The organism is Ralstonia sp. 22111 (assembly GCF_052045895.1).
Lineage (GTDB): Bacteria > Pseudomonadota > Gammaproteobacteria > Burkholderiales > Burkholderiaceae > Ralstonia > Ralstonia wenshanensis.
In genome coordinates this window covers 420,802-432,223 of sequence record NZ_JBQEPR010000002.1, presented here as the reverse complement: position 1 = coordinate 432,223, position 11,422 = coordinate 420,802, and the positions used below count along the sequence as shown (strand labels likewise).

General features: G+C 63.7%; 9 protein-coding genes. 1 reads left to right on the top strand and 8 read right to left on the bottom strand.

Features of this window, described 5'->3' with window-relative positions; translation table 11 throughout:
* Window positions 1-114 precede the first annotated feature (114 nt).
* The 5 genes from ACTJK4_RS08280 to ACTJK4_RS08260 form a co-directional block, all read right to left on the bottom strand.
* Window positions 115-1,413, bottom strand: coding sequence for an MFS transporter (locus ACTJK4_RS08280; protein WP_440817404.1), 1,299 nt, complete (start codon window positions 1,411-1,413; stop codon window positions 115-117).
* A complete protein-coding gene (locus tag ACTJK4_RS08275; RefSeq protein WP_414560880.1) occupies window positions 1,410-1,997 on the bottom strand; it encodes a hypothetical protein in 588 nt (195 codons plus the stop codon). The genes ACTJK4_RS08280 and ACTJK4_RS08275 overlap by 4 nt, the downstream gene beginning before the upstream one ends.
* A gap of 378 nt (window positions 1,998-2,375) precedes the next feature.
* Window positions 2,376-3,749, bottom strand: a complete 1,374-nt coding sequence (locus ACTJK4_RS08270) for a sigma-54-dependent transcriptional regulator (protein ID WP_440817402.1) — start codon at window positions 3,747-3,749, stop codon at window positions 2,376-2,378.
* The gene (locus tag ACTJK4_RS08265; protein ID WP_440817614.1) at window positions 3,731-5,230 is read right to left on the bottom strand and encodes a sensor histidine kinase; all 1,500 of its coding nucleotides are present in this window, start codon (window positions 5,228-5,230) and stop codon (window positions 3,731-3,733) included. Before ACTJK4_RS08265 ends, ACTJK4_RS08270 begins: the two co-directional genes overlap by 19 nt.
* A 497-nt stretch (window positions 5,231-5,727) precedes the next feature.
* Window positions 5,728-6,192 (bottom strand): Lrp/AsnC family transcriptional regulator, encoded by a 465-nt coding sequence (locus ACTJK4_RS08260; RefSeq protein ID WP_232040669.1) that lies wholly within the window; start codon window positions 6,190-6,192, stop codon window positions 5,728-5,730.
* A 186-nt stretch (window positions 6,193-6,378) separates the two neighbouring features.
* Between ACTJK4_RS08260 and ACTJK4_RS08255 the strand changes: the two genes are divergently transcribed.
* On the top strand, window positions 6,379-7,008 hold the full coding sequence (locus ACTJK4_RS08255; protein WP_316878895.1) for a LysE family translocator: 630 nt from the start codon (window positions 6,379-6,381) through the stop codon (window positions 7,006-7,008).
* Window positions 7,009-7,418: 410 nt separating this feature from the next.
* On the opposite strand, the gene pelG is transcribed toward ACTJK4_RS08255, so the two are convergent.
* Genes pelG through ACTJK4_RS08240 form a run of 3 tightly spaced genes read right to left on the bottom strand, consistent with a single transcriptional unit; the run spans window position 7,419 to window position 11,406 of the window.
* Entirely contained in the window at window positions 7,419-8,789 is a 1,371-nt protein-coding gene (gene pelG / locus ACTJK4_RS08250) for an exopolysaccharide Pel transporter PelG (protein ID WP_232040671.1), read from the bottom strand.
* Window positions 8,789-10,423 carry a GT4 family glycosyltransferase PelF gene (gene pelF, locus ACTJK4_RS08245; protein WP_440817398.1) on the bottom strand — a complete coding sequence of 545 codons (1,635 nt, stop codon included), beginning with the start codon at window positions 10,421-10,423 and terminating at the stop codon, window positions 8,789-8,791. The genes pelG and pelF overlap by 1 nt, the downstream gene beginning before the upstream one ends.
* On the bottom strand, window positions 10,420-11,406 hold the full coding sequence (locus ACTJK4_RS08240; RefSeq protein WP_440817395.1) for a tetratricopeptide repeat protein: 987 nt from the start codon (window positions 11,404-11,406) through the stop codon (window positions 10,420-10,422). The genes pelF and ACTJK4_RS08240 overlap by 4 nt, the downstream gene beginning before the upstream one ends.
* Window positions 11,407-11,422 lie beyond the last annotated feature (16 nt).

Sequence of the window (11,422 nt, the reverse complement as noted above, 5' to 3'; positions counted from 1 at the left end):
ACAAGTCTTTCTCTGAAGACGTTTTATTCAAATCACGGTACGGCTCGTGCCGTTCAAATTGCATTGCACTGCCTTGCGTTGTGCTGCCGTTTCGCTCCTGGTTTCACTGCAGAATCACGCGCCCGAGTGCGCGACTTGCGCGGCCTCTTCGCCCGATGAACGCTCAGGCATGAAGACCGCAAAGACGAAGATGGCCGCACCGGCCACGATTGAGAGTGCGAGGAACGCCGCGGCAAAGCCAAAGCGGTCGACCAGCAGGCCGCCGGTGAGATTGCTGAGTGCTGCGCCAATGCCCACGACCAGCGAAACGGTGCCTTGCGCAAAGTTGAAGCGCCCTGTGCCGCGCATCATGTCGGACAGCATGACCGTGATCACAACGCCGAAAATGCCGGCACTCACGCCATCCAGAAGCTGGATCGCTATGACGGCGTATGGGCTGCTCGTCAGTGCAAACAGAACGCCCCGCACTGGCAACACCACCAGCGCGATGAGAAACAGCTTCTTCCGTCCGACACCGGCTTTGATTGCGCGTCCGACAGCTGCCGCCACCACGACCATCACGAGCTGTGCCGCAATCACGCATGCGCCGAGCCACTGCACGCCCTTGTGCGGCGCTTCTACGGCGATCATTTGCCCTGCAAGCGGCAGCATGGCTGCATTGCCAAAATGGAACAGTACGACTGTGGCGAGCAGCGCCAGCAGATCGCGCCGTTTGAACACATCCAGGATCGGCTGCGGTTTCCCGGCCCTGCTTTCCGCGTGCAGCATTTCACCGCCGCGTGCGATTTCATAATCAACGTCGGCTGGCCGTATGAGCGCCGCCGCAAACGCGCTTGCCACAGAGAAGGCGCAGACGATGTAGAAGAGCCACAGCGTGCCCGCGTAGTGCGTGACGCTTGCGGCCAGGATCGCGCCGCTGAAATTGCCGGCGTGATTGAAGACCTCGTTGCGGCTCACGCGCGCAGGCAGCCGGCGGTGCCCGACGATCCCCAGGCTCAACGAGGCAAGGCACGGCCCGATGACCGCCGAGACGAGCGCCAGTGCAATCTGCGTGCAAAAGATGACGGCCCACGTGGGCGACCATGCGATCAGCATGCAACCCAGGCCGATTACACCGGCCGAAATGGCAATCACGGCACGCTTGGCCCGAACGGTGTCTACCAGCATGCCCGCTGGTATCTGGGCGATCGCGCCGGCGAGCCCGCTTGCACCGACGACAAGACCGATATCCGCCGAAGACCAGTGCTGCGTCCCCTTCAGGAATACCGCAAGAAAAGGTCCGACGCCGTCCCGGACATCGGCCATCAGGAAGCTGAGCGCGTCAAGGCCCCGAAGGCTGCGTGCGGACGGTGTGCGGCTGGCGTGCGGCTCTGGCTTGGTCTTGGCTCCGGCTGTGAAGGCGTGCATCGTCATCGAGCAGCGTTCTCCCGGCCAGCCCGCGCAGACGGGTGCCCAACGCCATCGCTGGCCAACGCTATGGTGGCCACATCGAGCGTGCTGGCCAACTCGCTCGAGACGAGCTCTCCCCACGCATGCACGCGTGTGCCAGGCGCGAGATACCTCGCCAGTTCCTGCGCGGCGCGCACTGCCATGCGCAGCGAAGTGCCGCCCCCCAACAGCACACCGCATGGCTCGCCCTTGGGGCCATAGAGCGGCAGCACCACCGTGCCGATCAAATCAACCGGCACCTTTTGCACGTCCCGCTCGCTACCGTGACTCCGATTGCGCCCGGGTCCCATATCGACGATGGTCTCGCCGTCTTCGGCTTCAATCGCAAACACCGACATGACGTCGGTCCTGAGTGGCGCGGCGCCTTGCACGCGCACGGTGTCGCCTTGCGTCACATGCGCCGCAACGCTTGCCGACATGCGCGGTGAAAAATACACCTGCCAGATTTTGTCGAGAATGAAGCCGTCCAGGTCGCCGTGTTCGTTCATCAGGAATTGCGTGACAGTGCCTTGTGCTTCTGCCGGGCGTGCTGGGTCAATCGGATGCATCAGTCGTGCTTCTCTCAAAGTGACGTCGGAAAACGGCCATGAACTTGCGCCGTGCTGCAGGCCACACCGGAAGCGATTGGGGATAGAACGGTGTCGTATTGGCTACGCCTGCCTCCACAAGACAGGTGCTATGGGAGGGGCAAGGCCGACGGGCACGGCACAGCAGACGCGTCGCGAAGCACGCTCGGGTGGATGCGCGGTATGTCGTGCTGCAAAGATGGGCTCGGTGCGCGGCATGGTTCACTCCCATCGCAGGGCGTGGAGTGAATTGCAAGCGCTATGCCATCCTGGAAACCTTGATGCGACAAGGCCCCGGTGCGGGCATACCGCCCGGAGATGTCCGCTTGGTGGACACCAGGTGTCTGATTTCTTGACGGCTTAACTCAACCCGAGCGCCGCCATCTTTGTGTAGAGAGACTGCCGGCTGATGCCAAGCCGGCGCGCAGCATCGGCTCGGTTGCCATTCGCCTGCGCGAGCGCACGGGTGATGACGGCGCGCTCGACGCGTTCAACGGCTTCGGCGAGTGGGAGTTCGATAAGCTCGGATGGCACCGTCCGCTCCTGCGCCGCAGTGGGCCTGCGCAAAAACGATAGATCATCGGCGGTGATGGTGGGCCCGGGTGCCAGCGAACAGACGCGCTCCATGGCGTTCTTCAGCTCACGCACGTTACCGTGCCATGCGTGCTCGACCAGCATGCGCTGCACCTCAGCGCAAAGATGCATCGGGCGCCCCGTCGCGCGCACGGCCGAAGCCAGAAAATATTCAGCCAGCGGGACGATATCGGCCACGCGCTCGCGCAGGGGCGGCAAATGCAGCGCCACGACATTGAGCCGATAGTGCAGGTCCTGACGGAACTGTCCCGCCGCCACCATGGCGTCGAGATCACGGTGCGTAGCAGCCACCACCCGCACGTCGATCTGCATGGACCGGTTCGTGCCCAGCGGCGTTACGTGACGCTCCTGCAGCGTGCGCAGGAGCTTGGCCTGCATTGCGGTGGGCATGTCACCCACTTCGTCGAGCAGCAACGTACCGCCGTTGGCCGCAACGACCCTTCCGACGCGGTCGGTGGTGGCACCCGTGAATGCACCCTTGCGATGCCCGAACAGCTCGCTCTCAAGCAGGTCATGCGGTATGGCAGCGCAGTTGACGGCAACGAACGGCCCGGCCCGCCGATTTGACGAGGCGTGCAGCACCCGCGCCGCCACCTCCTTGCCCGTTCCAGTCTCGCCGGTGATGAGCACGGTGGAGTCAGTCATGGCGGCCCGGCCCAGTTGCTTCTGTACCGTGCGCATGGCAGCGCTGATACCCAGCAACTGAGGCCGGTCAGTCTCGGACTCGTCAAAAAACGGCGTGCCGGCATCAGAAGACAAGGTGCGCGGCTGGTTGGCCGAGAAGACACGCTCCAGCAGCACCGCAATGTCGCGACGCCCAACCGGTTTCGTCAGATGCTCGAAGGCACCCAGGCGCATGGCGCCGATGGTGTTGTCGCAACTGGCGTATGCCGTGAGCATGACGACCGGAATGGCTTTCAGCGCCGGTTCTTCGCGCAAGCGCTCAAGCACGTCCAGGCCATTCAGATCGGGCAGACGGAAATCGAGGAACACGCAATCGGCGGGCTGCCCGTCGCCAAGCATCTGCAATGCGGCCTGTCCCGATGCGGCTTCGACCACGCGGTGTCCGAGATCGGTCAGGGTTTCGGCCAAGCCCTCTCGAAACGCATCGTCGTCATCGACTATGAGGATGGTTGCCATGGCACTTCCATTACGAATGAGGTGGTATCCGCGGTTTCGTCCAGCCACGCCCGGCCCCCATGGGCAGCCGCAACCTCGCTGACCACGGCGAGGCCGAGTCCGGAACCCTCGACGCGGCCAGTCACAAAGGGCTCGAAGATGTGCGCGCGCTGTTCAGGCGGCACACCGGGGCCGGTATCCGATACGGTAAGCCTGAGATAAGCGCGGCTGCCAACAAGGGTGCGTGTAGCAAGCGCCGTTACCTCGCCACCATCGCCTGCATGCCGGATGGCATTGATGAGCAGGTTGTCGAGCGCGCGGCGCATTTGTTCCTGATCGAACCGGGCCGGCCGGTTTGGCGCATCGTCGCCGTCCGCCCGAACGTCGCACGTTGAAACCAGGCGCACGCGCCTTTGCTGGGCAAGCTCCTGATGCGACCCGACCACGTTGTCCATCCACTGCACCACATCGGCGTCTTGCACATGAAGGCGGACGGGCTGCGTCAGCGCAAGCAGGCTCGTCAACTGCGCTTCGATCCTGCCGATTTGTTCGAGGATGACCCGAAGCGCTTCCTGCTGGCGCTTGCTGTCACCCGCAAGCGCATTCTCAGCCTTGAGCCGCATGGCCCCGGTCGGGTTGCGTATCTCGTGCGCGACCTGCGCCGCCAGCTTGCCCAGCACGCTGAACCGCTCAGCCTGCGCCAGCCGTTGCCCAAGTCTGGCCGTCTCGTGCTGCAGCGCCTCTGCCCGCGCTACGTACCCATTGAAGGCCTCGACGATGCGATCCAGATCCGGTTCACCCACCAGTGGCAGGCGGGCGGCATCACCGCGGGGCGGCAACGCCCTTTCCAGTTGCCCCAGTTGGCGCTTCCACCGACGCAGGACAACCCCGAAGGCCACCGCAATCACCAGGATCCCGGTCAGTACGATGGCAAGGCCGGTCACCAGATCTCTGCCGTATTGCCCAAGCGCGGGCTGGGCTCGCGTCATGGTCCAGACAAGCACGCCTTGTTGGCCCTGTACCGGGCAGGCGGCAACGACCACGGCATCGTGCCGATTCACAACAGCGTCCGTTGCAGGCTGCTGGCCCTGAAGGCTGGCCTGTAATGCGCGGAGGATCAGCGGGATTTCTGCCTCGGGAACGTCCCGCTTGATACCGCTGCCCTGGTAGGTCGGGAACGAGTAGGCGACAAAGCCATTCGGGCTTGAGCCCGCGTGCGCTGACCAGAAGCCGCCCTCCACGCCCGGCGCGGAGGCAAGCACAACGTCGAGGATGCCGCGCATCAGGTCGGCACTGGCAACGGCGTCGGTCGGCAGTATCGATTGGCGATAGCGCGACGCGACGGCATCACACGCTGTCGCGGCCTGCAGCTTTGCATTTGCCACGTGATGGTCTGCTGCGGAGCGAACCATCACCCAGATGATCACGAGAAGCGTGGCAAGGATGATCGCAACGAGCCCCCAAAGGATGGTGAGCTGGGCAGAGAACGACGGACGTTTCATCAAAATGGTGACGACGGCACAACAGGACGATTCAGCCGATTCTTGGTCGAGAACAGGCGGCAATCAAGAGGCGCGGGGTAAAGGATAGACGCCTTGAAAGACCCTGATCTTAAGGTCAGCCCGCATGCGAACAGAACGGCTGTCTGTGGTGGCCTTCATTGAACCCCCGTTCAAAGGGAAGCTTCTCTCGGCCGGCCTTTCATCCGCCTAGCAGCATGACCCCGTTCCCGCCCAGCCAGAATCGAATGGATGCTGCAAATCCAACGCACCGCATCAGTGCGAAAGTTTGCGCAAAGCAGGCTGAATCGGCCGATCAGGTTTTCATAGCAGCGTTTCCCAGCAAACGGGCCGATTTAAACGCACCATCGTTACTGGTAGCCCATCCGCTCGGCGGGCACGTCGCAATTTGGAGACGGTCGCCGGCCAGCCACCACGCCATCAAAACCATTCCCTAGCAGGGCTATGGGTTCGAGCACAGGAGCGCAGATCCACGGCGTCTAGATCGGCAAGTGCGTCGTCTGCTTGATGCGCTTGAGCGGGATCTCGGTTTCCACGTTGCGCACCCCTTTTATCTTCGTCAGCGTCTCCATCTGGAAGCGCTGATAGTCATCGAGATCCCGGGCGATCACACGCAACAGATAGTCATAGCTGCCGGCCATCAAATGGCATTCGAGCACCTCAGACGCCTTCTCGATCTCGCGCGCGAAATGCTCGACCGTCGCCTTGTCCTGGCGCTCCAGGGTGACTCTGACAAACGCCGTGAACTTCAGATCGACGGCCGCGGGGTTCAGCAGTGCAACGTAGCCATCGATGACACCGTGCTGTTCCAGCAGATGAACCCGGCGCAGGCAGGGCGTTGCAGAGAGCCCGACCTTCTCGGCGAGCTGGGCATTCGTCTGGTTCGAATCGCGTTGCAGGGATCGGAGAATGCGCTTGTCGATCGCATCAAGCTTGGCTTCCATATTTGGCTAGTTATGACCTGTTTTTTAGAGATTTACTCCAATTCTCCCGACAACAATAGCCAAAGATGCAGCCAATCTCTACCGCGATGTCCCCATAATTTTGAGGGCGCGGACGGCCTGCAAGCGGTGCCATGTTGCAGACATGCGCGGCTCAACGTCTGCCCATTTCACTCAGGAGTTCTGCTTATGTCGCATCTGTCATGGCTGCCGTTCGTGGCAACCTCCCTGCTCATCATCCTGACGCCAGGGCAAGATATGGTGCTCGTGATGTCGCGCACGCTCACCCACGGAACACGGTCCGGCCTTGTCACCGCAGCGGGTGTCAGCGTCGGGCTGACGGTGCACACCGTGCTGGCCACGCTTGGCTTGGGCGCCCTGCTCCAGGCATCCGAATGGGTGTTCACCGCACTGAAGCTGGTCGGCGCGCTCTACCTGCTCTATCTGGGCATCGCGCTGTTCCGCTCATCGGGCGAGCTTGCGCTTGCGCACAGCCACGGTGCGCCGCAATCGGCAGTGCGTGCGTTCTCTCAAGGGGCGCTATCCAACATGTCGAATCCCAAGATCGCGCTGTTCTATCTCGCCTTCCTGCCGCAGTTCGTTCCCGCCGATGCGGCACATCCAACGCTTTCCGTCTTCATGCTGGGGCTTGCGTTTGCGTGCCTGACATTTCTCGTCAAAGGTCCGGTGGCGATATTCGCGGGGCTGCTCTCGAACTGGTTTCGGCAAAATCCGCGCTTCCTTGCACGGATGCACCGGACAAGCGGGATCGTCATGATCGGATTGGGGCTGAAACTCGCGTTTGAGCCACGCCACTGAGTGCGGTTGCCGACCGCCGGGTCCAGAGCCCCATCGCCCGAGTAAAGAGCTCGGGCTGCCGAGCTCTGAGCCCCATCCGCCGAGCAAAAAGCTCGGGCTGTCGAGCTCAAAGCTCCATTCGCCGAGTAAAAAGCTCCGACCGCCGAGCTCTGAGCCCCATCTGTCGAGTAAAAAGCTCCGACCGCCGAGCTCGGAGCTCCACCCGCCGAGTAAAAAGCTCGGAACGCCGAGCTCGGAGGTCCATCCGCCGAGCAAAGAGCCCCGAACGCCGGCCTCCGAGCCTCGATGGCGGAGCAAAAAGCCTCGCGGCTGGCGCTTGGAGCGCGGTGCGCGAGGCTTGAAGGGTCATGAGCGGAGGTTGATGCGTCGTCGGCGAGGCTCCGGACGGCAGCGGAGGCTGTCGGCCAGCCTCACTGCAACATGAACGTCTCGTACTCCAGCCGATCCAGCTTCCGGTCCAGGATCACCAGGCTCGCCATCACAACCAAGAGCAGCGACACGGCAAATCCGTATCCGTACCAGGCCGGCCCGAGCTGCAACGTAATCCACGTCAGCACGCCATTGAGCGCCACGAACGCCGCCGTCAGCGCCAGCACCACGCGGCGCCGGTCCAGGTAGAAGAAGATGTTCACCACCCCCAGGAACACCACCTGCAAGCTCGCGGCAATGGTGTCGACATACAGCAGCGGCAGGTACAGCTCGGAAATCTGCAGCGCCCGCAGCACCGCAGCGCCCACGGCAAACAGGACGAGTGCGGCCATCGCCTGGATCTTCACGATCTCGTACAGGCCGGCACGAATGGTCTGCACCATCGTGTTGCGCATGTCTTCGATGTGCTCGAGCGATGCCCCGCCCCGCACGGCGTCATAGAAGGCGTCGTAGTACTCGACAAAGTCGGTCTCGATGCGCACCAGGAACACCGCCATGCCGGGGATGATGCCCAGGTAAGCCAGGAACACCGGAATGTCATAGATGACCGACGCATGCAGCGGCCCGATCACCTGCTGCCCCGTGCCCGGCGCATACCAGAACATGAACTTGTCGAGCCAGATGCCGAGGTTGTAGAGCAGCCCGATGAGCATGAGCGACGGATACGCAAACCGCCTGTCGAACACCTCGAACGACAGGAAGCGCCGCCCGCTGAAGTTGCGGTAGATGAGCGCGGCCATGCCGATCAGCAAGAAAAGCTGCCCCGTCACGAACCCCAGCAGCAACCCTTCCAGCCCGTGCCGGTTGAACAGCAGCGCCAGCAGCACGGTGAGCGTGTAGCCGACCAGGAAGATCCACACGATCGCCTTGTACTGCTTCATGCCCGACAGGAAGATCACGGCAATCCAGATGTTGGCCATGACCACGAAGCCCGCCAGCATCAGCAGCCGGTAAATGGCCGACTGCTGCGGAAACGCAAACACGATGACGAGCAGCCCCAGCCCGCCCGCCACCAGCGTCATCACGAGCGACACGGCGTGGTAGTTGGGCAGGATCAGGTCGTCGCGCTTCTCGAACAGGCGGTCGGACGTAAAGCGCGTGAAGGCAAGCTGCAGCGGCCCGGTCAGGATCAGGCTGACCGCGATCAGGTAGGTGACCGACACCTGGAACTGCGTGATGAGCGAGCCGGGAACCACGAACGGCAGGCTCAGGATACCGATCAGCAGAATCCCGACGATGGAGAGAATCCACGGCCCGGAACTGATGATGCCGGCGTAGGTATAGGCGCGCAGCAGCCCAAGCAGGCTGTCGCGCTTGAGCATCTTTCGCAGCTCAAAACCAATGCCGGCCATCAGCGGGCTCCCTTATCTGGCGTGTTCTGTGGCCTGTTCTGCTGGGCGTGGTGCGGGCAGGCCGCCGCAGCTGCAGACGCCGCCTTGGCCCCGTGCTCGGTACTCAGGTCGGGCAACGTCTGCAGGCGCGTGTACAGCTCGCGGTAGCTGCCGACCATCATCTCTTGCGTGTAGTAGCGCTCGACGCGGGCAATGCCGGCTGCCTGGGCCGCATGCCAGCGCGTTTCATCGCGCAGCAGCGTCAGCACTTCGGCCGCCAGGGCGGCAGGGTCGGCAATGCGCACCACGGCGCCGGCCGCGCCCAGAGCCGCGTCTTCGCCTTCCAGGCCGAACAGCAGTTGCCGGCACGAACCCACATCCGTCGTGACGGACGGCACGCCCGCGGCAAACCCTTCCAGCACCACCAGCGGTAGCGCCTCGCTGATGGAACTCAGCACCAGCACGCCCACCTTCGGCAGGATGTCGTCGATCTTCTGGAAGCCCAGGAACTTGATGCGGTCTCCGAGGCCCAGGCTCTCGGCCAGGCTGTGGCATTCCTGCGCGTATTCCGGATCTTCGTCTTCCGGGCCGGCAATCCAGCCTTCCGCGTCGGGCATCTCGCGCGTGACGGTCAGCATGGCGCGGATGAACGTCTTCACGTCCTTGATGGGCACCACCCGGCCGATCAGGCACATCACGCGCGGCACGCTGGCCTGCCGCTTCTCGCGCAGCGCGGCCAGGCGCGGCAGGTTGATCCCGTTCGGGATGCTGCGCGTCTTCTCGGCCGGCGCACCGTCAATCACCTGCCGCTGCCGGTTGCCTTCGTACAGCGCAACGATGTCTTCGGCCGCGTCATAGCAAACACGGCCCATGGTTTCGAAAAAGCGCACCCACAAGTCGCGGAAGTAGCTGATCTGCGCGATGTCCTTCTCGAAGATGCTGCGGTTGTCACGAATCCACTGGCTCTGGAACAGGTCGATCTTGCGTTCCTTGGTGTAGATGCCGTGCTCGGACACCAGCAGCGGCCGCCCGCGCCTGTAGCGCAGCAGCGCGCCCAGGAAACCGGCATAGCCGGTCGAGACGGTGTGGAACACCTTCACCGGGATGAGGTTTTCAGCAATGCGCACGAGCTGCCACAGCGGCTTGTGCATGATGCGCACGGTCCAGAAGTAGTCCGTGAACGACGGGTCGGTGCAATAGCGCCGGTAGTAGTCCGTCATCATGTCCCACGCACGGTGGCTGTAGAGGAACTGCTCCTCGGCCAGCGGGCCGTCGTCGCGCAGGTCGGCAATCGAGGCGCGGACCAACTCGGCGGTCTCTTCCTTGTTGGCCGGATTGCGCAGCGCGTCGTGCAGCTTGCGCGAGCGCTCGAACGCTGCGGCATCGCCGCCACTGGCCTGCACCAGTGGCGGCGGTGGAAAGTCGTACAGGTAGTGGCACTCCAGGTGCACCACGTTGTCGGGAATGGCGTAGACGGGCTTGCCGTAATCCTCACGGCGGCTGCCGATGAAGACGACGGCAAAGCGGACGTCCGGAAACGCCCGGATCATCTGGTTGACCCAGCTCGACACCCCGCCGCTCACGTAGGGAAAGGTCCCTTCGAGCAGCAGCGCGACGTCGGCGGACTGGGCGCGAGGAAATTGGTCGTTGCTCATGATGTCCAGTAGCGCAACAGCGGGCGCAGCAACGGCAGCGGCGACCGGCTGGAGAACTGCGCCAGCGCCGCGCGCGCGCCGGCATAGTCGCGGCGCAGGTAGCAGGCTTCGGCCAGCGGCGGCAGCAGGCGGTCGCGCGGGAAGCCGAGGGATTCGGCGCGGCGCAGGTGGGACTCGGCCACATCGGGCTCGCGGCGCGACAGGGCAAGCCGGCCGCGCATGTACCACAGGGCGGCGTTGTCGGGCTGGATGTCGAGCGCGGCGCTGGCGTAGCGCTCGACCTGCTCGGCGGTGTAGCGGTACACGTCGCCCTGCACGAGGTTCTGGTAGATCAGCTCCCAGTACAGGTCGGCCAGGCGCTTGTTGATGTCGTAGCGTGCTTCGGGCGTGGCGGCTTCTTCCAGGCGCGGCAGCTCGGCCAGGATCTTTTGCGTGAGCACCTTCTCGGCGTTGTCGAGCATGCCGTAGGCCAGCAGGCGGATATCGTCCACCGGGTCGGCCAGCAGGTCGCGCAGCACGGGGCTGGCGGTGCGCGTGGGCATCGACTGCATGGCCACCAGCGCGGTCATGCGGCTTTGCACCGGCGCGCGCTCGTTGCTGAGCTGTGCGCGCAGCCGCGCCCCGCCGCCGTGCGTCACGCGCGAAATCAAATGCGCCACGAACACCGGCAGCCCAACATCGGCGATGTCCTTGTCGTCTTCGGGCTTGGGAAACAGCTTGGCGAGCAGCAGGCTGCCGAGCACCAGCAGGCCACCCGCCACCGGCACGAAAAAGCACAGCGCCGCCAGGTAGCCATACGTCCACACGAACGGCACGCGATAGCGGCGCGGCAGCAAGCGCCACGCAGCCAGGCCGATCAGCGCGGCGGCGGTGCCCTGCAGCATCAGGCACGACAGCAGCAGTGCAAGGCTGTTGCCGGCATGCAGTGCCATCGCCACTGCCGCAATCTGGGCCGCGATGCCGCCGAGTGTGAGCTTAAACATGGTCACCCCGCATGCC